Origin of the sequence: Streptomyces sp. NBC_00663, assembly GCF_036226885.1 — a bacterium.
Taxonomy (GTDB): Bacteria; Actinomycetota; Actinomycetes; order Streptomycetales; family Streptomycetaceae; genus Streptomyces.
In genome coordinates, this window is the sequence record NZ_CP109027.1 from 3914559 (window position 1) to 3937336 (window position 22778).

Below are 22778 nucleotides of genomic sequence, written 5' to 3' on the forward strand. Positions count from 1 at the left end.
CGTCGGCGCGGTCGAAGAGCTGATCTGGAACGCCGTCGACGCCGATGCCGAACCCTGGAGCGCAACGACTTGGGCCGCGTGGACAGGGTTCGGGCCGTCTCGGCCCGGCTCGAACGCGGCGCGCGCCCCAGCGCCGTACGCCACTCGCTGACCTCGAACCTCCCGGAACCCCTGCGCCACCCCGCGGCCTTGCACGCCCACCGGCTCACCGCGTTCCTCGCGGCCCCCACACCGTCCCTCCCGCCGTCGCCCAGCACCGCTCCCACCGTCATTCACCCGATGATCGACTGCGCAGCCGGCTGCAATCGGGGCTTCCGGTCACCGGTGCCGAGGGCCTCCCGCCGGCCCTGTCGGGAGGCAGGCGAGTTCGCCCCCACCGGGCCCCATCCTTCGGCCGTCAGCGACACGGCGCCCTCGTAGCAGCACCGCCGGAAGCTCGTCGGCGGTCCTACTGCAATACGGTGCGATGCGGGTGCGACCAGTCCTCCGGACAGACGAAGATCATGAGGCGGCCGTTGCGGCCCACGACGACCCCCGTCGGGGTGTTCGCCGCCGTGTCCGCCGCGTCGCGGTCCTCGACCGGGACCCAGCTGCGCGTTCCGCGGTCCCACTCCCTGCTGTCGATCGTCAGCAGCAGCTCCATCCGCTGCCCACAGCCGCACACCACGTCCTGCGGCCCGGTGACCGGCCACGCGGCGAATCCACCGACCTTCCAGCCCGGCGGAATGGACAGATCGAACTGATAGCTGACGGCATCCTCGTCCTCCCAGTCCTCCCACTCGTCGAGGCGCTCACGGATCGCGTAGGACAGCAGGTCTCCCCACTGGTGCTCCGTGATCCGTTCCGGGTGCAGCACACAGGGATTCGGTACGTACTCGGCGCGGCCCACAACCACCGGCTCGGGCTGCTCGGCCAGCACCTCGGTGACATCGGAGCTCCGGCGTCGGAACAGGTGCACGCCGACGTTCCGTTCCTCGCCGTGCGCGTTGAACGGGCACCAGAGGACCTGCAACAGATCCGCGTCACCCGGCAGATTCAGTCCCGGCACGTCCCGCGTGTACAGCTGGGCGACCGGCAGCAGCGGAATCGGGTCCGTGTCGGTGAGCCAGGGCGCGTGGCGGCCGCGTTTGAAGGAACGGAGCAGCTCGTACTCCTCCTCGGTCGGTTCGCCGGCAAGCACTCTCCTGGCTGTCCGGACCTCGCTGAGCCGCTCACCGAACCGGCGTTTGTGCGGCACCGTGCACTGCGGCCACGGTTCGCCCGCGGGCCAGAGCAGAGGCCCGCCGACGGAACTGTGCTCGGGGCCTGGCGCGCCCGGCCGTGGGTGCAGCCGGGTACCGGCACCGCGGTATGCGGACAGCTCGGGAATCGCCGCCTCGATGTCCACGGGGCGCTCAGAGGTCGTGCGCGTCATGGTGCTCCTGTTCGTCGGCAGTGGGCAGCGTAGTCAACGGCTTCGTCAAGCCGTCCTGACACCGGACGCCGGGTTGTCCAGGAAGCCGCTGAGCGAGAAGCCCTTGTTGCCGAACGCCTCGAACTCCAGGCGGATGGGAATCGGGTTCGTGCCTTCGTAGACCGGCTTCACGCTGTACTGGACGATCTCGTCCTTCATGGCCGCGTCCGCGATGGGCTTCTCGAACATCTCGTACATATGGGGGTGGTTGGTCGGGTTCTGGGTCAGGGTCACCAGGTTGTGAGGCGCGTTGGGACCCTTGCCCGCCCCACCGAGCGCGTTCCCGAGCAGGTGACCTCGCGCCTCGTTGAAGAGGGTTCCATGGCCGCGCCAGCCCTTGGTCCACATCTTTCCGGCCTCCGTGCCCTGTGTGATCACCATTTCCTTGCGGATAGCGGCGGATATGCCGGTGGGGCGGCCGAGATGATCGGTCGGCCCGTAGCGGACGCTGCCGCCCCAGGCGTACCGCTCCGGCCGGTTGGCGTAACGGGGCGCGAGGCCGAGGGGGTCGCAGCCCTGCAGCGGATTGGCGACGTAGAGGAGCGGATGGGGAGCCGGTTCGAGACCCAGCGGGTCAGGGCTGAAATAGCGGGCGGTCTCGGGGTCGTAGTAGCGCTGGAAGTTGTAGTGCAGTCCCGTCTCGGGGTCGAAGTACTGGCCTGGGAACCGCAGGGGCGTATAGGCGGAGGCGTCCCGGTTCCAGCTGGTGGTTCCCCAGAGGGTCGCGCGGGCGCGCCAGGCTATGTCGCCTTCCTCGTCAACGAGTTCGGTCGGGGTTCCCACGAGGTCCGTGACGATGGCGAAGAAGCGGGAGTCCATCTCCTGGCTCGTGAGGGAGTCCACGCGCCGTTCGGTCTGCGCGACCGGGTGCAGGTCGTCGTACTCCCAGCTCGTCACCACGGGGTGGGGAAGATCGGGGCCGGTGGCCTCCTGCTCCGCCAGGTACGCCCCGTCCCAGGTGAACCGCACCTGCTCGACCACGGTGCTGCCATCGGCACCGAGGCGTTGTTTGGCCGTCCTTCTGCCGAGCGGGTCGTACAGGTAGCGCCACACCGTGCCGTCGGGTGTCGTCACCGCTGTCAGCCGGTCCTCGGCGTCCCAGGTGTAGTGCCAGACGTCGGCCTTGCGGGAGAGCCTGATCCTGCGGCGTACGACGATGCGGCCCGCGGCGTCGTGGACGTAGTGAACTGAACCGGCCCGTACGAGCCGGTTGCCGCGGTAGTCGCGGTCGCCCCGGGCTTCCGGGCCCGGATGCCGGTCGGGCCACTCCGCGTGGGTCTGGTTGCCGTTCGCGTCGTAGGCGTACGACTCGCGCCAGCCGCGCGCCTCGACGCCGGTCACGCGGCCGGCGTGGTCGAGCGCGAAACGGCGCGGACCGGCCGTCCCTTCGTCGATCTCGACCAGGTGGCCGTCGGCGCGGTAGCCGTATCCACGCCGCAGCAGTGTGCCCGCGGCGCCCGTCACCGTCTGTTCGGCGAGACGGCCGGCACGGTCCCAGGTACGGGACAGCGTGAGCCCCGTGCGAGCGAGCGATCGGGCGAGCTCACGCCCCGCCACGTCGTAGGAGAAGCGCAGCGGCCGGCCGGAACAGTCCATCGAGGAGACCCGGCCGGCCTTGTCGTACGTGTATGCCGTCGCCGCACCGGCAGGCGTGACCCGGCGCACCGGGCGGCCCAGCCGGTCGTACTCCCGCAGCAGCACCCGGCCGTCGACCGACTCCGAGATGGCACGACCGATCGTGTCCCGCTCGTAGGACACCTCGCTGAACGGATTCACGAGCCGCAGGACATGGCCCATGACATCGCGCTCATAGCGGGTGGTGGAGCCGTCGACCGTCTTGGCCGTCGTCCGGTCGAACTCGTCGTACTCGTACTCAACCCGTTGCCCCACCGCGTTCACCCGGGCAGTGAGCCGACCCGCCACATCGTGCTCGTAACCCACCCGTCGGCCGTCGAAGTCGATCTCGGCGGTCAGCCGGCCCGCGGGATCGTACTCGTAGTGCCAGGCCAGACCTCGCGGGTCGACGACCTTCGTCAGCTGGAGGGTCGTGTTGTGCTCGAACTCGTACCGGCTGCCGTCGGGCCGGATCTCCGCCGCGACCGCGTCGAAGTGCGTGTACTCGTAGCGAGTCGTCCGGCCTTCGCTGTCGGTGTGGCTCAGGCAGTTGCCCTCACCGTCGTACGTCCACGACTCCTCACCGCCCAACGGACCCACCCGGCGCAGCAGTTGCCCCTCCACCGACCACCACAGCCGGACCCCGGCACCCATGGGATCCAGCGCGGCGCACAGCCGGCCGAACGCGTCGTACTCGTGCAGCGTGGTGGCTCCCGCCGGGTCGGTCACCGCCACCGGAAGGCCCGCCGGGTTGTTCCGAACGGAGAGGGTGTTGCCCAAGGCGTCCGTCGCCGAGACGAGGTGACCCGCGTCGTCGTAGGCGAAGGTCGTCGTGGCGCCCGACTCATCGGTCACCGACGTGTGGTTGCCGCGCTCGTCGTAGGTGTGGTGGATCGTCGTCCCGTCCTCCTGGCGGATGAGGACGGGAAGTCGCAGGGCGTTGTACTCGACCGAGGTTTCGAGGCCGTCGGGGCGGATGACACGCGTGGGCATTCCGTGCTCGTCGTTGACGATCCGGGTGTGATGGCCCAGGGGATCGGTGCGCCCCGTGACGTTGTGGAGGTGGTCGTAGTCGGTACGGCTGATCGCACCGATGGGATCGATCTCCGCCACCACCAGGAAGGCGTCGTCGATGACGTACCGGGACACGCTCCCCTCCCCCGTGGTGGCGGTGGTGACGCGCATCCCCGGAAAATCCGGGTGTGTGCCCTCGTAGTCGAGGGACAGTGTGTAATGGCCGGCTTCACCGCCCTCGGCTGTGCAGCGGTCCTCGTCGTCGTACGTGTAGTGGTACTGGCTGCCGTTGGAGTCGGTCCAGGCGACGACCCGCAGCCTGTCGTCGTACTCGAAGCGCAGTTGGAGCCCGACAGGGCCGTGGACCTCCGTGAGGTTCCCGTCGGTGTACACGTAACGCCTGATCAGAGCGTCCTCACCGGTCTCGGCCCCACCGACGAGGTGCAGGGCGGTGATGAGCCCGTCGTCCGCGGTGAGCCGGAGGTGGTAGCCGCCGGAGGAACGGATGCCGGTCGGCACGCCTTCTTCGTCGTGGTCGAACCGGAGCCGGTGTCCGTTGCGGTCGGTCAGCGTGCGCAGCAGGGCACAGCCGTCGGCCCCCGGCTGCCCGAAGCGGAGGACCAGGCCGCCGAAGGGATCCTCCACCTGGTATCCGCCGTCATCGAGACGCATGAGCGGCAGGCGCGGTCCTACGTCCGGGAACACCGGTTCGCCCGAATCCGTGGAGTGTGGGTAGGACAGAAGCTGTCCGTCATCGGTGACGAGCACGACACCCGCCGAGTCGACCTCGAGACGCTGGTCGATGGTGGATGTCCACGAGGGGCCGAACCACCAGCCGGCCCGGTAGTCGGACTGGACGCGCCGCTGGAAGACAAGGGGCAGGGCGCCGGGCAGTTCCACGTCCGTCTGCGGGAGGAACATCATGCCGGTGGCCATGTCGATCGGGTCGCTCAGGCCCTGCCGGATCTTCGACTTCATACGGGCGAAAGCGTCCTGCGACTTGCCGAGCATGCTCCGCGCGCTCTTGCCGAGGCCCTTGACGCCCTGGGCCATACCTTTGAGCCCCAGCTTGCTCAGGCCCTTGAGCCCCTTGGCGAGGCCACCGAGGGTGGTCAGGCCCTTCATGCCGGGTATGCAGTCGAGCGCGGCCAGACCTACGTCCCATAGGGAGGCCTGGCCCTTGGAATATTTGTAAAGCGTGTCCGCGAGTACGACGAGGGCCGCGATCAGGACGATCGCGCCGAGGATCGGCCCGCCGATGATCATCGCGATGACACCGACGACCGCTACGACGATCTTGCAGACCGCGACGATGTTGTCCCAGTTGTCCGTGAACCAGTCCCCGACCTCCTCCCACCACGACCGGTTCTGGATGCCGGCGTCGGACGCCTCGTCGATCTTCGTCTTCGCGGTGTGGGCGGCCTCCTCACGCATCTTCCGCGCGTCGGCGGCCATCTTCTTCGCGGCGGCGAGGGCGTCCTGCGCGTTGTCTACGTCCGACTGGGCGCTGGTCTGGGCGGTCTTGGCGTGCTGGGCATCGCGGGTGGCGGCACGGACTTTCGACTCGTCCGGCTTGTCACCGCCGGACTTGCTGCCGGTGGGGTCGTCCTTGTACTTGTCGGCTTCCTTGTTCGCCCGCGTCACCCACGAATCGGCCGACGTGAGACGGGAGCTGGCGGAGGAGAGGTCGCTCTGTGCTTCACGCCCCTTGGCCAACGCCCGGTCGGCCAACGCCTGCGCCCGCTCCAGCTTCGGCCAGAAGTCGGTCAGCGCGTCCCCGCACAACTCGTACGACTTCTTCAGCTTCTTCAGGTTCTTCGGAACATCGCCGAACTCGTCCTTGAAGACCTCAGCCGACTTGCCCGCCCACTCCAGCAAGGTGTCCTCACCCGCCATGCCGTTCACCAGGCGGAGGGCGTCCGAGACATCGTCGGCGAAATCGTGAAGTGTCTTCGCCAGCCGCTTGATCCGGTCCGGATCACCCGGCGTCGGATCCTTGTCCAGATCCAGGACATGCCAGTCCGTGGGCCGATGCCCCGCCATACCGCAACCCCCGTCACGCGTGCATCGTCAACAACCGTATGCACACGCGAACTTACCTGGAACAGCCGTTCGGCGAAAAGGTCAGCCTGTCGCCGGGGTATCGGTTCGGCAGGTTCAGGTGGACGTCAGTCGCCGACGAGCAGCGCTTCCAACTCCTCGTCATACGCCCGGAACCCCGCCTTGCCGTACCCCGGAGCGTCCGATCGCGGCAGCAGGATGCCCGGCAGATGGGCGACCCGCCATGTCCTGAACACCTGCACCGGCGCGACGCCACCCGTCGCGTCCGCGAGGTCGGAGGCGATCGTGAGTACGTCGACGATCGCCGCCGCGCCTCGCCGGGGCTCCGTCCTCGCCGCGACGGCGGCCGTGATCACGGCGTGCAGGAACTCCGTGAGTTGCAGGTCCGCTGCCATGCGGCACATGCGCCGGATCACGGACGGTTCGTCGAGTCCTTCGAGCTGGTCCGGGACTCCCGTGATGCCCGCGGACCACAGCAGCAGATGCGCCGCGTCCACCTTGTAGTCACGGAACCAGCCGACCTCGTCCGCCATCCGCATGGCCACGTCGTCGAACCCGCACGCCTTCCGGACCCCGTCCATCACCCGCTCGACGTCAGCGTGCCGTCGCGCCAGGAACTCCCCCACCGAGGCATCGGCGAGCACCCACGTGCCGGTGGCGTTCACCGCCCCGACCTCCACCACTCCGCCGAGGGGCGCGAAAACTTCCCGCGCGAGCCTCGTGCTTGTCAGCGGTTGCAGGGGGCGTCCTCGCTCGCGTAGCGGATGTAGCCGCTCATAGCGCTCTCCAGGCTGGTTCAGAACCCCCAAGGGGCCGGATGCGGGGCCAGGTTCCGGTCCTCGGACCAGATCAGGCGGGCCTCCAGGTCGTCGCCGAGGAGATCGGTCAGGCAGCGTACCGCCCAGCCGTTCCAGTGGACGCCGCCCGGGAACTCGGGCACGCGGAAGGCGGGGATGTGGGAGGGGAGGGCGTCAGGGTGGAAGACCGTGGTCTTCATCTGGCCTGTGACCTTCTTGGGCTTGGCGGACCTGCGGGTGTCGACACAGTCGACGACCTGCTCGACGAGCTGGAGGACGTAGGGCGGCTCGACGGACGGGTCGGCGTCCTCCGGGACGACCGGGAGCTGCCGGCCCGCCGCCTTGAGGTCGTGTGCCAGCAGATCGGCGACCCGGCGGCTGAACACCGGCGCCCCCGGATATCCGCAGGGGAACTCGGCCCGGCGCAGCCGCGGATCACCGACCCACTCGGCGCGCAGCGACTCCGGTAGCTCCTCGGCGGCACCGGTGCGCAGCCAGCGGATCAGCCTGCGGTGGCCGTGTCCCTCCAGGGAGAGGGTCCGGAATCGCTTCATGCTCGGCATCAGCCGGTACACCGCCAAGGGCTCGCCCGCCGGACCTGCTCCCGTCCCCGTCAGAGCCACTCCCCCTCCTCGTCGTCCTCCGCGCCCACGCCGTACTCCCGCACCACCACGACCAGTTGCACCGGCACCTCGGTGTCGTCGTGCTTGACGCCGGCGAGGAGGGCTTTGCCCGCCACGCGCCAGGCGGTGTGCTCGACGTAGTCCGCGCCGCCGGTCAGGTCCTCGTCGGACGGCTTCAGCCGGGCGCCGAGCGCGCCCACCCTCAACTCGGCCACAGCCGACCGGTGTTCGGCGGACGCGGCGTCGTACAGGTCGTCGATGTACGTGTCCGGGTCCGGCCACTCGTCCTCGACCTCGCGATACCAGAGCGTGAACTCCACCTGCACGGACGGCCCGTCCTCCTGGATCCAGGCGTGCACATCGTCACGGCGCCACGTCGTCGCCCATTCCTTCCCCGGATCCCGACGCTCACCCGCCCAGCCGGAGTCTTCGAGGACCGCTGCCGCCGCGGGGCCGGTGAGCCTGTCAAGCTCAACCAGCCGTTCCAGTACGAGGAACCGGCTGTCCAGACGGGTGCGAGGCTCAGGCATGCAGTGACTCCTCCGCGAAAGAGAGCAGCTCGGCGAGTCCAAGGCACCGCGACGGGACAGGGACCGCCCCCGACCCCAGGGTCCAGGCGTGCTGTTCGTCCCACGCGACCTGCCAGACCTGGCCCCGGAAGTTCTCGAAGCGCACGAAGCTTCCCGGCGCTCCCTCCAGCAGCCTGATCTCGCGGTAGAGCGTCGTCCGCGCCACGAGGATTCCCTCCGGAGCGTCCGTCCCTCCTTTGGTGACCGTGTTGTCGTACCACACCCGGAGGAAGGGCGCGGGCTGCTGTCTGCTGAGGTCGGCCGGGGACAGGAACCGGCGGAAGCTCTCCCGGGCGTCCCCGAGGGAGTGGTACCGGTCCGGGGCGGCGAACTCGCACGCGTAGCCCGGAAACACGGCCCAGGTGACCCGCTGCAACTCAGGCTGCCGCACCTCGTGGTACCTGTGGACCCCGGGACGTGCGGCCGCGATCACCTCGAAGCCCCGGCCGGGGTACCGGAAGCCAGGAACCGTGCCGAGCAATACCCCGTCGGCCAGCAGCCGTGCACTGTTCTCGCGCGCGGCCCTCAGCAGCGCGACCACGAGCCTCTCGTCGTACGTGTCACGGGCGTTCACCTGGAACAGACGCCGCCCGTCCTCGCTCAGCGCCGCCGCGAAGTCCAGCCCCGGCACCGGCGACCAGGACCACGCGTCGGACAGACCGGCAAGCGGTCGCACCCCGTGAAATCCCTCGACCACAGCTCGTACGTCGAACAAGACCCTCACACTTTCGGATACGGCACGAGCGGCGGCCGGCCGGCCAGCGTCTCGTCCAGCTCGTACTGGAAGTGCTCGAAGTTGGTCAGCGCGAACCAACCGCACGGTTCCACTCGTTCAGGGATCACCAGGTCGTTCTCATCCGCGTAGCCACCGCGCCCGGCGTCGAAGAAACACATCGCCGACCGCATGCTCACGGCGCTGCCCCTTCATGCGCGTCAGCGGCATACCGCACCGTCCGGGTCGTACAGCCGAGCCGTCGCGAACTGAACAACCTCCTCGGCCCCGACCTCACGAGGAGCCCCCCAGCTTTCCTCCCCGTGCTCGGCGAGGAACCACCCTCCGTGCCACTCCACCCGCCACACCCGCCCATGCCGGTTCTCGAACTCGACGAAGCTCCCCTCCGCGCCCTCCATCCACCGCAGCTCCTCGACGAGCAGCCGCGGCTCGGTGAAGCCCCGCCCACGGTTCGTACTCCGGCTCTGCGTACGGGTGTTGGCGTACCGCATCCTCAGATACGGCAACGGATCCCGGCCCAGCTCGTTCGGCCGCAGCATCCGATAGCGGGTGACGGCCTCGTCGAGGGTCTCGTCGGCCGCGGCGGAGAACTCGCAGGCGTACGCCGGGAAGACCAGCCGTACGTGCGGGGTCAGCTCCGGACGCTCCACGGAGTAGAAGCGGTGGACGTCGGGTGAGACACCGACCACGACGTCGAAGTCCCGTCGCCCTGGCGGCGGTTGGAACCCTCCGAGCGCACCCCAGTGAGCATTGCGGGCGAAGAGCTCACCTTCCCGCTCCCGCGCGAACCCAAGTACCGCAACCGCGAGCTCCTCGTCGTACGAGTCCCGCCCGCTCACCTGAAGCAGCCGCTCACCGTCGGCGCTCAGCGCCCCCGCGAAGCCGAAGCGGGAGAAGGACGACCAGTACCAGGCGTCCGACAGCCCGGCCAAGGGCGTCACACCAGGGAAGTCCGCCAGTACCGCACGTAGATCCACCATCGGCACATCGTAGATCCCGCACAACTACCCCAGCCCGACGCCCCGTTCCCCGCATACCCTCCCCCCATGCCGCCCCTCACCACTCCGCCCCGGCCCCTCGACGTGCCCGCCCACTTCCCCGAGCTCGCCCCGCTGGCCCGCACCACCATCCGCCTCCACCCCCGCCCGGGCTCCCCCACCGCGGCGGACAGTTCTCTCGGCGGCCCTCTCCGCTGGCCGGCCCACGAACCTTGGCCCACCTGCCCGGAGCACGACGCCCCCACCCATCTCGGCCACGCCCCGGACGAGGTCCGCCACCGCCGCCGTATCCTCGCCGCGGCCCACAGCCGCCCCCGCACGGAGGGCACCGACTTCCTCACGCCCGAGGAGCGGGTCGTCGTCAACCGTGCCTCGGAACCCAGGATCATCCCCCAGCCGGGCCCGATCCCTCTGCTCCCCATCACGCAGCTCTACGCCCGCGACATCCCCGAGGCCGTCGCCTTCCCCGCCCCACCCGGCACCGACCTCCTCCAACTCCTCTGGTGCCCCTTCGACCACGAAGGCCCCATGGGCACCACACCCCGCACCGAACTCCGCTGGCGCACGGCGGCCGACATCCGCACGCCTCTCGGCACCCCGCCCCAGCCGTCCGTCATCGGCAAGGACCGCTACCTCCCCGAACCCTGCGTCCTCCACCCGGAACCCGTCACCGAATACCCCGCCCCGCACGAACTCCCCGAGCCCCTCGCCGACCGCGTCGAGGACTGGGCCGAGGCCCACGGCGTGGTCTACCAGTACGACCTCGCCGTCGCCCCGGGCTGCAAGGTCGGCGGCCACGCTCCCTGGAGCTACATCGACCCGTTCCCCATGGCCTGCCCCGAGTGCGGCGCGCCCATGCAGCCCCTGCTGACCATCGACGGCTACGAGTGCGACGGCGGCACCAGAAGCTGGTGGCCGGGCGAGGGCACCGAATCGGCCCGCCCCACCCATCTCAACATCGGCCGCGACCACGCTCTCCAGCTCTACGTCTGTACGACGTCGTACGACCACCCGCATCAGCAGTACATCCAGTGACCCGAGCCGACTGGCACCCTCGCCGCCTCAAGGGCCCCCGACCCCCGAGACCCCCTCCACCACCTGCCCCACCGCGTCCAGCACCCCGTGCCCGAACGCCGTCGGCGCCACCAACACCCCGAACACCAGCGCGAGCCCCACCGTCACGCTCTGGTCGGACCGACTCCGCGCATGCACCGTCCGCCGCAACCGCAGGACGAGGATGACGGCCAACAACACCGCCACATCGACCGTCAGCATCATCGGGCACGTCCCTCCGTCGACGAAGACCACCGAGCCATGGGCGACAAGTACGCTACGCACCCCCACTAGGGCTCGACTCGACCGGCGAGACTCCCAACTCCCCTGCTCACCCCCACCGTTCACCAGCGTCCGTCACCGTTCGCCACCGTTCACCGCATAACCTCCCCCCATGACCCGCACCACCCCACCCCGCCCGACGGACATCACCGCCCACTTCCCCGAGCTCGCCGCCCTCGCCCGCGACACCATCCGCCTCCACCCCCGCGCAGGCGCCCCCACCCCCACTGACAGCTCCCTCGGCGGCCCCCTCCTCTGGCCCGCCGACGAACCCTGGCCCACCTGCCCGGACCACACCGGCCCCTGGCACCACGGCCAGGCACCCGAGGACATCCACCTCCGCCGACGCATCCTCCGCGAGGCCTGGAGCCGCCCGCACACCCCGGACGCCGACCAACTCACCCCCGCCGAACGCGCCACCCTCGACCGCATCGGCGAAGCCACCCGCATCCCCCAGGACGGCCCCCTCCCTCTGATCCCGGTCCTCCAGCTGTACGCCACCGACGCCCCGGACCTCCCCCGCCCGCCGGGCACCGACCTGCTCCAACTGCTCTGGTGCCCGTTCGACCACGACGAGGACTATCTGCCGGCCACCGAACTCCGCTGGCGGTCCGCCGCCGACATCACCGACCCCCTCACCACCACCCCGCGCCCCTCGGTGATCGGCAACGACGACTACCTCCCCGAGCCCTGCCTCCTGCACCCGGAGACGGTCACGGAATACCCCGCCCCGCACGAACTCCCCGCCGACCTCGCCGACCGGATCCACGCCTGGGAGGACCAGTCCGGCTTCCACTACCAGTACGACCTCTCCGTCGCCCCGGGCAGCAAAGTCGCCGGCCACGCCCCCTGGAGCTTCAGCGACCCGTTCCCCATGGCCTGCCCCGAGTGCGGCGCGGCCGTGCAGCCGCTGCTCACCATCGACGGCAACGAATGGGACGGCGGCAGCGGCAGCTGGCGCCCGGTCGAGGACGCCGGTTACACCGGGCACCACGTCGACGGACCCGCCCGCGAGACCCAGCTCACCATCGGCCGCGGCTACTGCCTTCAGATCTACGTCTGTACGGCCTCGTACCGCCACCCGCATGTACAGAACATGCAGTAACGCGCATCTTGCCCGGGCCGCCGAACCGGCCGCATGATCACGCCCATGTACAAGCGAAGACGCGCCCTCGGCGCCTACCTCGGCGTGGTTCTCGCCGCCGTCCTGCTGCCCGGCATACGGCCGATCGACGACAACGTGGCCTGGGCGGCGCTGCTGCCCGGCATCGTGTTCCTCGTCGTGAACCAGCTGATCTCCAGCTATCCCAGCAGCATCCGCACCGCTCCCCCGATCGCCCTGCTGATCCTCGCCGCGGTCGGCATCGTCCAGGACACCCTCATCTGGCTGCTCGTCTCCTGGATCGGCTCGCAGACGGGAAGCCTCCATGTCGACGGCTTCCTCGCCGCGCTGCTCGGCGGAGTCGTCGTACGGCTCACCGTCCTCGCGCTCATGGCCATCGGCCCGCAGCCGACACCCGAAGCCGCCGCATAAGCCGACACCCGACGCGACCGCACAACGCGAAAGGGCCCGCACGACCGAAGTCGTACGGGCCCCTTCAGGAGCTCAATGAGCGAGCTACCAGGCGTTCAAGCCAACAAGACTTACTTGTTGATCTTGGTGACCTGGCCGGCGCCCACGGTCCGGCCACCCTCACGGATGGCGAACTTCAGGCCCTCTTCCATGGCGACGGGCTGGATGAGCTCCACCTTCATCTCGGTGTTGTCACCCGGCATGACCATCTCGGTGCCCTCGGGGAGGGTCACCACGCCGGTCACGTCCGTCGTACGGAAGTAGAACTGCGGACGGTAGTTGTTGAAGAACGGCGTGTGGCGGCCACCCTCGTCCTTGGACAGGATGTAGGCCTGGGCCTCGAACTCGGTGTGCGGCGTGACCGACCCGGGCTTGATGATGACCTGGCCGCGCTCGACATCCTCGCGCTTGATGCCACGGAGGAGCAGACCGACGTTCTCACCGGCCTGGCCCTCGTCGAGCAGCTTGCGGAACATCTCGATGCCGGTGACCGTGGTGGTGGTCTTCTCCTGCTTGATGCCGATGATGTCAACGGTCTCGTTGACCTTCAGGACACCACGCTCGATACGGCCGGTGACGACCGTACCGCGACCGGTGATCGTGAAGACGTCCTCGACGGGCATGAGGAACGGCTTGTCGACGTCACGCTCGGGGGTCGGGATCGACTCGTCGACGGCGGCCATCAGGTTGAGGACGGACTCGCCCCACTCCTTGTCGCCCTCGAGCGCCTTGAGCGCCGAGACCTTGACGACCGGCAGGTCGTCGCCCGGGAACTCGTACTCGGAGAGGAGCTCACGGACCTCGAGCTCGACGAGCTCCAGGATCTCCTCGTCGTCCACCATGTCGGCCTTGTTCAGGGCGACGACGATGTACGGAACGCCGACCTGGCGGGCCAGGAGCACGTGCTCCTTGGTCTGCGGCATCGGGCCGTCCGTCGCGGCGACAACGAGGATGGCGCCGTCCATCTGCGCCGCACCCGTGATCATGTTCTTGATGTAGTCCGCGTGACCGGGGCAGTCGACGTGGGCGTAGTGACGCGTCTCCGTCTGGTACTCGACGTGCGCGATGGAGATCGTGATACCGCGCTGGCGCTCCTCAGGAGCCTTGTCGATCTGGTCGAAGGCCGAGGCCTCGTTCAGGTCGGGGTACGCGTCGTGCAGCACCTTGGTAATGGCGGCCGTGAGGGTCGTCTTACCGTGGTCGATGTGACCGATGGTGCCGATGTTGACGTGGGGCTTAGTCCGCTCGAACTTCGCCTTCGCCACTGGGTCCTCCTGTGGAGTGGTTCTGGTACGCCTTACTCATCGGCGCCAGGTGATCTTTGCTGGGATGCCGCCCGCCGGGGTTCTCCCGTGCCGGGCGATCCCCGGCGGTCGGTGTCAAGCCTAAAGCGTGTGAACGGTGTGCGTTACTCGCCCTTGGCCTTCGCGATGATCTCCTCGGCGACGTTCCGCGGAACCTCGGCGTAGGAGTCGAACTGCATGGAGTAGCTCGCACGGCCGGACGTCTTGCTGCGCAGGTCGCCGACGTAGCCGAACATCTCCGAAAGGGGCACGAGGCCCTTCACGACGCGGGCACCCGCCCGCTCCTCCATGGCCTGGATCTGACCACGGCGGGAGTTGATGTCGCCGATGACCTCACCCATGTAGTCCTCGGGCGTGGTGACCTCGACGGCCATCATCGGCTCGAGAAGCACGGGGGACGCCTTGCGCGCGGCCTCCTTGAAGGCCTGCGAACCGGCGATCTTGAACGCGAGCTCGGACGAGTCGACCTCGTGGTAGGCACCGTCGAGAAGCGTGACGCGGACGCCCGTCATCTCGTACCCGGCGAGGATGCCGAACTGCATGGCCTCCTGCGCACCGGCGTCGACCGAAGGGATGTACTCCTTCGGGATACGACCACCGGTCACCTTGTTCACGAACTCGTACGAGGCGTCGCCGCCCTCGATCGGCTCGATCGCGATCTGCACCTTGGCGAACTGGCCGGTACCACCAGTCTGCTTCTTGTGCGTGTAGTCGACGCGCTCGACGGCCTTGCGGATCGTCTCGCGGTAGGCCACCTGCGGCTTGCCGACGTTGGCCTCGACCTTGAACTCACGGCGCATACGGTCGACCAGCACCTCAAGGTGCAGCTCGCCCATACCACCGATGATGGTCTGGCCCGTCTCCTCGTCCGAGTGGACCTGGAACGACGGGTCCTCCTCGGCGAGGCGCTGGATCGCGACGCCCAGCTTCTCCTGGTCGCCCTTCGACTTGGGCTCGATGGCGACCTGGATGACCGGCGCCGGGAAGTCCATGGACTCCAGGATCACCGGCTGCTTGTCGTCGGACAGCGTCTCACCGGTGGTGGTCTGCTTCAGGCCCATGACGGCGACGATGTCGCCGGCGCCCACCGACTCGATCTCCTCACGCTTGTTCGCGTGCATACGGTAGATCTTGCCGATGCGCTCCTTCTTGCCCTTGACGGAGTTCAGCACGGCGGTGCCGGACTCCAGGCGACCGGAGTAGATCCGGACGAAGGTGAGCTTGCCGAGGTGCGGGTCGCTCATGATCTTGAACGCCAGCGCCGAGAGGGGCTCCTCGTCGGACGGCTTGCGCTTGATGACGACCTCGGGGTCCTTGACGTCGTGGCCCTCGATGGCCTCGACGTCGAGCGGGGTCGGCAGGTAGCGCACGACCGCGTCGAGCAGGGGCTGGACGCCCTTGTTCTTGAACGCGGTGCCACAGAACACGGGGGTGACCGTGACGTCCTTGGACTTGCCGGACGCGATGGTGATACGACGGATCGCGGCGTACAGCTGCTCCTCGGTGGGCTCGACGCCCTCCAGGTACAGCTCCATGATCTCTTCGTCGTTCTCGGCGACGCCCTCGATGAGCTTGCCGCGGTACTCCTCGGCAGCCTCGGTGTGCGTGGCCGGGATGTCGACGACGTCGTACATCTCGCCCTTGGCGGCCTCGGCGGACCACACGAGCGCCTTCATGCGGACCAGGTCCACAACGCCCTTGAAGTCCATCTCGGCACCGATGGGCAGCTGCATGACGAGCGGCTGCGCACCGAGACGGTCCTTGATCATGTCGACGCAGCGGTGGAACTCCGCGCCGGTACGGTCAAGCTTGTTCACGAAGCAGATACGCGGCACGCCGTAACGGTCGGCCTGACGCCACACCGTCTCGGACTGCGGCTCCACACCCGCGACACCGTCGAACACGGTGACGGCACCGTCGAGGACGCGGAGCGAACGCTCCACCTCGACCGTGAAGTCCACGTGACCCGGGGTGTCGATGATGTTGATCGTGTAGTCGTTGTCCTCGAGCGGCCAGTGACAGGTGGTGGCAGCAGAGGTGATCGTGATGCCACGCTCCTGCTCCTGCTCCATCCAGTCCATGGTGGCGGCGCCGTCGTGGACCTCACCGATCTTGTAGCTGACGCCGGTGTAGAAGAGGATCCGCTCGGTGGTGGTCGTCTTGCCCGCGTCGATGTGGGCCATGATCCCGATGTTGCGGACCTTGGCCAGGTCAAGTGAAGTGGTAGCCATAAGGCTTCAGTCTTCTCTCGGTCTCGATGGGGGTAGCGACTACCAGCGGTAGTGCGCGAAGGCCTTGTTGGACTCGGCCATCTTGTGGGTGTCCTCGCGCTTCTTCACAGCGGCACCGAGGCCGTTGGAGGCGTCGAGAAGCTCGTTGAGCAGACGCTCGGTCATGGTCTTCTCGCGACGGGCGCGGGAGTAACCGACCAGCCAGCGCAGCGCGAGCGTGTTGGCGCGACCGGGCTTGACCTCGATCGGGACCTGGTACGTCGCACCACCGACACGGCGGGACTTGACCTCGAGGGTCGGCTTGATGTTCTCCAGAGCGCGCTTCAGCGTGATGATCGGGTCGTTGCCCGTCTTCTCGCGGAGGCCCTCCATGGCGCCGTAGACGATGCGCTCGGCGGTGGAGCGCTTGCCGTTCAGCAGCACCTTGTTGATGAGCGACGTGACAAGAGGAGAACCGTAGACCGGGTCGATGATGACCGGGCGCTTCGGGGCGGGGCCCTTACGAGGCATTCTTACTTCTCCTTCTTGGCGCCGTAGCGGCTGCGGGCCTGCTTGCGGTTCTTGACACCCTGGGTGTCAAGCGAACCACGGATGATCTTGTAGCGAACACCAGGCAGGTCCTTCACACGGCCACCACGCACGAGCACGATGGAGTGCTCCTGCAAGTTGTGTCCCTCACCCGGAATGTAAGCAGTGACCTCGATCCCGCTGGTCAGACGCACACGCGCGACCTTACGCAGGGCCGAGTTCGGCTTCTTCGGGGTGGTCGTGAACACACGCGTGCAGACGCCACGGCGCTGAGGGGAACCCTCGAGTGCGGGCGTCTTGTTCTTCTCGACCTTGTCCTGCCGGCCCTTCCGGACCAGCTGCTGGATCGTAGGCACTACTTCTCCGGTTTCTGTGTGCCGAATGGTGAAGCTAACCTGGAACGTCGCCGACCCACGCGGTCGGGTGTGTCGAATCCGGTAGACCCTCGCCGCAAGACGAGAAGAGCGCAGATTACGGTGGCCGTGTCACGGCTCCCGATGCGGCTGAAGACACGCACAAGAGCCAGGGCACACCCCAGGCACAAGGTCTGAGCGTACCTACCTCATTCGCTGCGGTCAAAACAAATGGACCTCACCCCCAGGGCGGGGCGGAACATGTCAAGGCCCTACGCCCCGGATGATCTTCAATTTCACGCTCCTGCCACGTCGGCGCAACCCCGACAGCCACCGCTCACCCGGCCGCGAGGCCCACGATCAGCAACAGCGTCAGAACGAGCGCCCAGCCGCCCACGGACAGCCAGCCGAGGACAAGCCCGGTCAGCGCCAGCCCGTCCCCCGCCTCCCCGGAGCGCCGCATCTCCGACCGCGCCGCATGCCCGAGCACCACGGCAGGAAGGCCCATCAGCCCGAAGGTCGGCAGACAGAGCAGTCCGCACACCGCCGCCCCGACCGCCTTGCCGTTCGTCCGCGGCCGGGGCGCCGCCTGGAACGTCCGCGGCACCGGAGTGACCGGCGCCGGGTGCGGCAGCGGCCCGAGCGGCAGATCGGCCACCAGCAGGGCCAGCTCCCCCACCGTGCGCGCGGCGTAGGCCTGCCCGATCCGCTGGTCGAACTCCACCTGCTCCAGCCGCCCCTCTCCGAACCCCGCCCGGAGCACGTCGACGGCCCGCTCACGGTCCGCGTGCGACGCGAGCATGGAAGACCCGCCCTGCCACTGCTGCGGGGCCTGACCACCCTGCCACGGCTGCGGGACCCCGCTCCCCTGCCACGGCTGCCACGACGGCTGAGTCATGGGGTACCTCCCCGCACGGATCGGAGTCCCTCCATCCTGCGCCGAACCGGCTTTCCCGGCATCAGGTATCCCCCCGGAGAGAACCCGGAGCCATCCCTGAGACCCGCGAGCCTCATCCCCAGATCAACTCGACGTCCTCTTGGTCCTTTCGCCTGCCGAGCCACTCCTTCCAGCCCAGCACTTCACTCAGCGGGCAGAAGGGAAAGCCTTGCACCCAGTCGGCGCCTTCGATCAGCTCGTCGGGTCCACGCGAGCCCGGCACCCAGCGGTCGAAGACCTCGATGCCGCCTTCGAAGAGCGGAATCATACGGCCATGCCCCGACGGCGCCGGCGAGGGATCGGCTGCCCTCAGAGCGCCCCTCCAGGCCTCGCCCCTGGCAACAAGATCGAGGTCGCGGATCTCCCTCCGCAGACCGTGCGCGAGCAGCGGGCCGCTTCCCGCAACCACGTAGTCAACGGGTGGCAGTCGGAGCGAGGCCAAAGTACTCGCACGCGTGCTTGCCATGGTCCGCCGCCGGCACACGGGCAAGCGACCAAGAGGCCGATGGCCGGACCACCGCTCATGAACTCCATGGCGGCTTCGCAACCACCGCCCCAGGGCAACCGTCGGTGCGCGACTCCCCAAGTCCTTTGCTTTGCTTGCCAGTTCACCCCGGTACTGGACGTGAGCACAGTCTCCGGGCAAGCCGAAGGGCGGCCACCCCGTACGAAACGAGGTGACCGCCCTTCAGAGCCAACTACTACTGGTTGTACGGACCGTAGTCGTAGTCCTCCAGCGGAACGGCCTGGCCGGAGCCCGTGCCGAACGGCGAGTAGTCGATGTCGTCGTAGCCGACGGCCGAGTACATCGCGGCCTTGGCCTCCTCGGTCGGCTCCACCCGGATGTTGCGGTAGCGGGACAGACCCGTACCGGCCGGGATGAGCTTACCGATGATGACGTTCTCCTTGAGGCCGATGAGGCTGTCGGACTTGGCGTTGATCGCCGCGTCCGTCAGGACTCGGGTCGTCTCCTGGAAGGAGGCGGCCGACAGCCAGGATTCCGTCGCCAGCGAGGCCTTGGTGATACCCATCAGCTGCGGACGACCGGAGGCCGGGTGACCGCCCTCCTGGACCACACGACGGTTCTCGGTCTCGAACTTCGAGCGCTCGACCAGCTCACCGGGCAGCAGCTCGGCGTCGCCGGACTCGATGATCGTCACACGGCGCAGCATCTGCCGGATGATGATCTCGATGTGCTTGTCGTGGATCGACACACCCTGCGAGTTGTAGACCTTCTGGACCTCGCCGACCAGGTGGACCTGGACGGCACGCTGACCCAGGATGCGCAGCACGTCGTGCGGGTTGGTGGCACCCACGGTGAGCTTCTGGCCCACCTCGACGTGCTCGCCCTCGCTGACCAGAAGACGGGCGCGCTTCGAGATCGGGAACGCCGTCTCGTCGCTGCCGTCGTCCGGCGTGATGACGATCTTCTTGGTCTTCTCGGTCTCCTCGATCCGCACGCGGCCGGAGGCCTCGGAGATCGGGGCGACACCCTTCGGGGTACGGGCCTCGAAGAGCTCGACGACACGCGGCAGACCCTGGGTGATGTCGTCACCGGCCACACCACCGGTGTGGAAGGTACGCATCGTCAGCTGGGTACCGGGCTCACCGATGGACTGGGCGGCGATGATGCCGACCGCCTCACCGATGTCGACCAGCTTGCCGGTGGCCAGGGAGCGGCCGTAGCACATCGCGCAGGTGCCGACGGCGGACTCACAGGTCAGGACCGAGCGGGTCTTGACCTCGGAGACACCGTGCTTGACCAGCTCGTCGATGAGGACGTCGCCGAGGTCGGTGTTGGCCGGGGCCAGCACCTTGCCGTCGACCGTGATGTCCTCGGCCAGCGCACGGGCGTACACGCTGGTCTCGACGTTGTCGGCCTTGCGCAGCACGCCGTCGGCGCCGACCTCGGCGATCGCGAGCTTGAGACCGCGCTCGGTGCCGCAGTCCTCCTCGCGGATGATGACGTCCTGCGAGACGTCCACCAGACGACGGGTCAGGTAACCCGAGTCGGCGGTACGCAGGGCGGTGTCGGCCAGACCCTTACGGGCACCGTGGGTGGAGATGAAGTACTCCAGCACGGACAGGCCCTCACGGAAGGACGCCTTGATGGGACGCGGAATCGTCTCGTTCTTGGCGTTCGACACCAGACCACGCATACCGGCGATCTGCCGCATCTGCATCATGTTTCCTCGGGCACCCGAGTCAACCATCATGAAGATGGGGTTCGTCTTGGGGAAGTTCGCGTTCATCGCCTCGGCGACCTCGTTGGTCGCCTTGGTCCAGATCGCGATGAGCTCCTGCGTGCGCTCTTCCTTGGTGATCAGACCGCGCTCGTACTGCTTCTGGACCTTCTCGTCCTGCGCCTCGTAGCCCTTGACGATCTCCTTCTTCGCCTCGGGAACGACGACGTCGGAGATGGCCACGGTGACACCGGAACGGGTCGCCCAGAAGAAGCCGGCCGCCTTCAGGTTGTCGAGCGTCGCCGCCACGATGACCTTGGGGTAGCGCTCGGCCAGGTCGTTGACGATCTCGGAGAGCTGCTTCTTGCCCACCGAGTAGTCGACGAACGGGTAGTCCTCGGGCAGCAGCTCGTTGAAGAGCGCGCGGCCCAGGGTCGTACGCAGCCGGAAGGTGTCACCGGCCTGGTACTCCGGGTCGCCCTCCTCGACGACCGGCGGCGTCCAGCCACGCGGCGGGATGGTGCCCACCGGGAAGCGGATGTCGACCGGCGACTGGAGCGCCAGCTCACCGGCGTCGAACGCCATGATCGCCTCGGCCGTGGAACCGAACGAACGGCCCTCGCCCTTGGTGTCACGGAGCTCACCGTCGGTGGTGAGGAAGAACAGACCGAGAACCATGTCCTGGGTCGGCATGGTGACGGGACGACCGTCGGCCGGCTTCAGGATGTTGTTCGAGGACAGCATCAGGATGCGGGCCTCGGCCTGCGCCTCCGCGGAGAGCGGCAGGTGCACGGCCATCTGGTCACCGTCGAAGTCCGCGTTGAACGCGGTGCAGACGAGCGGGTGGATCTGGATGGCCTTGCCCTCGACCAGCTGCGGCTCGAAGGCCTGGATGCCGAGGCGGTGCAGGGTGGGAGCACGGTTCAGGAGAACCGGGTGCTCGGCGATGACCTCTTCGAGGACGTCGTACACGACCGTGCGGCCGCGCTCCACCATGCGCTTGGCGCTCTTGATGTTCTGCGCGTGGTTCAGGTCGACCAGGCGCTTCATCACGAACGGCTTGAAGAGCTCCAGCGCCATCGCCTTCGGCAGACCGCACTGGTGCAGCTTCAGCTGCGGACCGACGACGATCACGGAACGCGCGGAGTAGTCCACACGCTTGCCGAGCAGGTTCTGACGGAATCGACCCTGCTTGCCCTTCAGCATGTCGCTGAGGGACTTCAGCGGGCGGTTACCGGGACCGGTGACCGGGCGACCACGACGACCGTTGTCGAAGAGGGCGTCAACAGCCTCCTGAAGCATGCGCTTCTCGTTGTTGACGATGATCTCCGGAGCACCCAGGTCGAGCAGGCGCTTCAGACGGTTGTTGCGGTTGATCACACGGCGGTACAGGTCGTTCAGGTCGGAGGTCGCGAAGCGGCCACCGTCCAGCTGCACCATCGGGCGAAGGTCCGGCGGGATGACCGGGACGCAGTCGAGGACCATGCCCTTGGGGCTGTTGGAGGTCTGCAGGAACGCAGACACGACCTTCAGCCGCTTCAGCGCACGGGTCTTCTTCTGGCCCTTGCCGGTACGGATGATCTCGCGGAGCTTCTCGGCCTCCTCGTCGAGGTCGAAGGACTCCAGGCGCTTCTGCAGCGCCGCGGCACCCATCGAACCGTCGAAGTACGTGCCGAAGCGGTCGCGCAGTTCGCGGTAGAGCAGCTCGTCGCCCTCAAGGTCCTGGACCTTGAGGTTCTTGAACCGGGTCCACACCTCGTCGAGACGGTCGATCTCGCGCTGCGCACGGTCGCGCAGCTGCTTCATCTCACGCTCCGCACCCTCGCGCACCTTGCGGCGCACGTCGGCCTTGGCACCCTCGGCCTCCAGCTCGGCCAGGTCGCTTTCCAGCTTCTTGGCGCGGGCCTCCAGGTCGGCGTCGCGACGGTTCTCGACCTGCTGACGCTCCACGGAGACGTGCGCCTCCAGGGAGGGCAGGTCGCGGGTGCGGCGCTCCTCGTCGACGTACGTGATCATGTACGCCGCGAAGTAGATGACCTTCTCCAGGTCCTTCGGGGCGAGGTCGAGCAGGTAGCCAAGGCGCGACGGAACACCCTTGAAGTACCAGATGTGCGTGACGGGAGCGGCCAGCTCGATGTGGCCCATCCGCTCACGGCGCACCTTGGCGCGAGTGACCTCGACGCCACAGCGCTCACAGATGATGCCCTTGAAGCGGACACGCTTGTACTTGCCGCAGTAGCACTCCCAGTCCCGGGTCGGACCGAAGATCTTCTCGCAGAAGAGTCCGTCCTTTTCGGGCTTGAGCGTGCGGTAGTTGATCGTCTCGGGCTTCTTGACCTCGCCGTGGCTCCACTGACGGATGTCGTCAGCGGTGGCCAGACCGATCCGGAGCTCGTCGAAGAAGTTGACGTCGAGCACTATGCGTCAATCCCTCTCAGGGTTGTAAGTCATGGGGTCTGATACGGGGGTCCT

The 22778-nt window shown here is 68.0% G+C and carries 19 protein-coding genes; 3 read left to right on the forward strand and 16 right to left on the reverse strand.

Annotated elements, in window-relative coordinates; all coding sequences use genetic code 11:
* Positions 1-448: 448 nt before the first annotated feature.
* The 8 genes from OG866_RS17715 to OG866_RS17750 all read right to left on the reverse strand — a co-directional run bounded on the left by OG866_RS17715 (position 449) and on the right by OG866_RS17750 (position 9844).
* Positions 449-1414 carry a hypothetical protein gene (locus OG866_RS17715; RefSeq protein ID WP_329335807.1) on the reverse strand — a complete coding sequence of 322 codons (966 nt, stop codon included), beginning with the start codon at positions 1412-1414 and terminating at the stop codon, positions 449-451.
* 45 nt (positions 1415-1459) lie between these two features.
* On the reverse strand, positions 1460-6124 hold the full coding sequence (locus tag OG866_RS17720) for a DUF6531 domain-containing protein (RefSeq protein ID WP_329335809.1): 4665 nt from the start codon (positions 6122-6124) through the stop codon (positions 1460-1462).
* 125 nt (positions 6125-6249) lie between these two features.
* Positions 6250-6807, reverse strand: a complete 558-nt coding sequence (locus OG866_RS17725) for a hypothetical protein (RefSeq protein WP_329335811.1) — start codon at positions 6805-6807, stop codon at positions 6250-6252.
* Between the two features lie 131 nt (positions 6808-6938).
* Complete coding sequence (locus OG866_RS17730) at positions 6939-7562, reverse strand: hypothetical protein (protein WP_329335812.1); 624 nt, start codon at positions 7560-7562, stop codon at positions 6939-6941.
* Positions 7553-8092: a hypothetical protein gene (locus OG866_RS17735; RefSeq protein WP_329335814.1), complete on the reverse strand. Its 540-nt coding sequence runs from the start codon at positions 8090-8092 to the stop codon at positions 7553-7555. The genes OG866_RS17730 and OG866_RS17735 overlap by 10 nt, the downstream gene beginning before the upstream one ends.
* Positions 8085-8807, reverse strand: a complete 723-nt coding sequence (locus OG866_RS17740) for a hypothetical protein (protein ID WP_329335816.1) — start codon at positions 8805-8807, stop codon at positions 8085-8087. Before OG866_RS17740 ends, OG866_RS17735 begins: the two co-directional genes overlap by 8 nt.
* 44 nt (positions 8808-8851) lie before the next feature.
* Positions 8852-9043, reverse strand: coding sequence for a hypothetical protein (locus OG866_RS17745; protein WP_329335818.1), 192 nt, complete (start codon positions 9041-9043; stop codon positions 8852-8854).
* Positions 9044-9064: 21 nt separating this feature from the next.
* Positions 9065-9844 carry a hypothetical protein gene (locus OG866_RS17750; RefSeq protein WP_329335820.1) on the reverse strand — a complete coding sequence of 260 codons (780 nt, stop codon included), beginning with the start codon at positions 9842-9844 and terminating at the stop codon, positions 9065-9067.
* Between the two features lie 66 nt (positions 9845-9910).
* On the opposite strand from OG866_RS17750, the gene OG866_RS17755 reads away from it, so the two are divergent.
* Positions 9911-10897, forward strand: coding sequence for a hypothetical protein (locus OG866_RS17755; protein ID WP_329335822.1), 987 nt, complete (start codon positions 9911-9913; stop codon positions 10895-10897).
* A 27-nt stretch (positions 10898-10924) separates the two neighbouring features.
* Here the strand turns inward: OG866_RS17755 and OG866_RS17760 are convergent, their stop codons facing one another.
* The gene (locus OG866_RS17760; RefSeq protein WP_329335824.1) at positions 10925-11200 is read right to left on the reverse strand and encodes a hypothetical protein; all 276 of its coding nucleotides are present in this window, start codon (positions 11198-11200) and stop codon (positions 10925-10927) included.
* Positions 11201-11309: 109 nt separating this feature from the next.
* Between OG866_RS17760 and OG866_RS17765 the strand changes: the two genes are divergently transcribed.
* Both OG866_RS17765 and OG866_RS17770 read left to right on the forward strand, forming a co-directional pair.
* Positions 11310-12302, forward strand: a complete 993-nt coding sequence (locus OG866_RS17765) for a hypothetical protein (RefSeq protein ID WP_329335827.1) — start codon at positions 11310-11312, stop codon at positions 12300-12302.
* Positions 12303-12347: 45 nt separating this feature from the next.
* Positions 12348-12731: a phage holin family protein gene (locus tag OG866_RS17770; protein ID WP_329335828.1), complete on the forward strand. Its 384-nt coding sequence runs from the start codon at positions 12348-12350 to the stop codon at positions 12729-12731.
* 110 nt (positions 12732-12841) lie between these two features.
* On the opposite strand, the gene tuf is transcribed toward OG866_RS17770, so the two are convergent.
* From tuf to OG866_RS17805, 7 genes are all read right to left on the reverse strand, one after another.
* Positions 12842-14035 carry an elongation factor Tu gene (gene tuf, locus OG866_RS17775; protein ID WP_329335830.1) on the reverse strand — a complete coding sequence of 398 codons (1194 nt, stop codon included), beginning with the start codon at positions 14033-14035 and terminating at the stop codon, positions 12842-12844.
* Between the two features lie 143 nt (positions 14036-14178).
* Entirely contained in the window at positions 14179-16305 is a 2127-nt protein-coding gene (gene fusA, locus OG866_RS17780) for an elongation factor G (RefSeq protein ID WP_329335832.1), read from the reverse strand.
* Between the two features lie 39 nt (positions 16306-16344).
* Entirely contained in the window at positions 16345-16815 is a 471-nt protein-coding gene (gene rpsG, locus OG866_RS17785) for a 30S ribosomal protein S7 (RefSeq protein WP_003992340.1), read from the reverse strand.
* 2 nt (positions 16816-16817) lie between these two features.
* Positions 16818-17189, reverse strand: a complete 372-nt coding sequence (rpsL, locus tag OG866_RS17790; protein WP_003948652.1) for a 30S ribosomal protein S12 — start codon at positions 17187-17189, stop codon at positions 16818-16820.
* A 334-nt stretch (positions 17190-17523) separates the two neighbouring features.
* The gene (locus tag OG866_RS17795) at positions 17524-18084 is read right to left on the reverse strand and encodes a DUF1707 and DUF4190 domain-containing protein (RefSeq protein WP_329335834.1); all 561 of its coding nucleotides are present in this window, start codon (positions 18082-18084) and stop codon (positions 17524-17526) included.
* A 112-nt stretch (positions 18085-18196) separates the two neighbouring features.
* Positions 18197-18391, reverse strand: coding sequence for a hypothetical protein (locus OG866_RS17800; protein ID WP_329335837.1), 195 nt, complete (start codon positions 18389-18391; stop codon positions 18197-18199).
* A gap of 433 nt (positions 18392-18824) precedes the next feature.
* On the reverse strand, positions 18825-22724 hold the full coding sequence (locus OG866_RS17805) for a DNA-directed RNA polymerase subunit beta' (protein WP_329335839.1): 3900 nt from the start codon (positions 22722-22724) through the stop codon (positions 18825-18827).
* Positions 22725-22778: the final 54 nt, after the last annotated feature.